General features: G+C 19.3%; 2 pseudogenes. One reads left to right on the top strand and one right to left on the bottom strand.

The features are described 5' to 3' along the window. Positions 1–90 (top strand): annotated as a pseudogene (locus CQA75_RS09585) (methyl-accepting chemotaxis protein); the annotation flags it as partial. 914 nt (positions 91–1,004) lie between these two features. Here CQA75_RS09585 and CQA75_RS09580 read toward each other — a convergent pair. Beyond that, positions 1,005–1,094, bottom strand: a pseudogene (locus CQA75_RS09580) (methyl-accepting chemotaxis protein); the annotation flags it as partial.

The following is a 1,094-nucleotide window of genomic DNA, read 5'->3' as shown; positions in this document are numbered from 1 at the left end:
GAAATTGCTAATGAATCAGCTATCATTTCCAATACAGTTAGTGATATAGCTAATAATATATTAGAAGATGTTAAGAAGAAAAGATTTTAAGAGATCTTTAATCACTCAATAACTAGCTTAAGAAAGCTAGTTATTGATCTTATGTTATCATTTTATATATTTTTGTTAAGGAAAATATATGGATTTGTGCTAACATTATTTTAATTGATTAATAGAATTTAATTTAGCTAAATATCAAAATCACTAAAACTCAATTTGATACCTCTTCATATAAGAAATATAAAAGCCACAAACATTAAAATAATTTATAGTAAGTATAAAAACCACAAGCTTAATAAGTAAAAAATAAATATAATTTCATCATATCTTCAAATACTTTATTGTTTAATCACATTTAACTTATTATTTAGTTTTATCAAAGTTTATAACAATGACTAGGAATATTAACTTCAATAAATATGCTAATTTAATTATCAATACCATAAAGTATTAATCTCTTTTAGTGATTTAATCTATTAAATTAATGATTAGTTTGCTTATCAGTAAAACTTACCCACTCCACCAAACAACTAACAAATTTAGAATAATCAATCTAAAATAATCAATTTTTATTATTTTTAATTGTTAGGATCATTATATAAAAAAGATAAACTTATAAAGAAAGATAAATTGTATTAAAAATATGATTGATTGTATTAAATAAAAAAATGTATTAAATAAAGATAATTTAAAAAATAATTATATTGATACAATCACAAAAGAAAGATGATTATATTAAAAGATAATCACATAAATAAATAATCTATAACAAAAAACAATCATATAGCTAAGAGAGTATAAAAAACAATCTAATCATACAAGTAAAGATAATAATATCAAGTAATAATATAAAGCAAAGATAATTATCAAAGATTTATTCAATGATAATTATCAAGTAAAGTTTTATTAAAGAATAATCATTTAATAATTCAAAGAAAAAGATAATGATTTAAAGAAAAGATCTCTTAAAATCTTTTCTTCTTAACATCTTCTAATATATTATTAGCTATATCACTAACTGTATTGGAAATGATAGCTGATTCATTAGCAATTTC

Origin of the sequence: Campylobacter taeniopygiae, from assembly GCF_005406225.1 — a bacterium.
GTDB lineage: Bacteria > Campylobacterota > Campylobacteria > Campylobacterales > Campylobacteraceae > Campylobacter_D > Campylobacter_D taeniopygiae.
This window is presented reverse-complemented; position numbering and strand designations above follow the sequence as displayed.